Consider the following 293-nt stretch of genomic DNA (forward strand, 5'->3'; position numbering starts at 1 on the left):
AGCGAAGTGTTCACCTACACCCTGACGGATGCGGACGGAGACGTGAGCACGGCGACCCTGACCCTGACCATCAAGAACGACGATGACGGGGTGACCATCACCAACCTGACGCCCAAGGGCGAGGGCGGGGATGCGAAGGTGTACGAAGACGACCTGCTGGCGACCCGCGGCGCGAACGAGTCGGCGGGGTCGGACAGCAGCAAGGAGTCGACCACGGTGACGGGGGACTTCACCATCAGCGCGCCGGACGGGGTGAAGACCCTGAGCGTGGGTGGCATCAACATCGTGGTGAA

General features: G+C 64.8%; 1 protein-coding gene. It reads left to right on the forward strand.

Going from position 1 to position 293, the window contains the following annotated elements:
• Positions 1–293, forward strand: a 293-nt coding sequence (locus J9889_RS20585; protein WP_210557921.1) for a hypothetical protein, incomplete at both ends; no start/stop codon positions are given.

The organism is Aeromonas sp. PrichA-15, from assembly GCF_017939245.1.
Taxonomy (GTDB): Bacteria; Pseudomonadota; Gammaproteobacteria; order Enterobacterales; family Aeromonadaceae; genus Aeromonas; species Aeromonas caviae.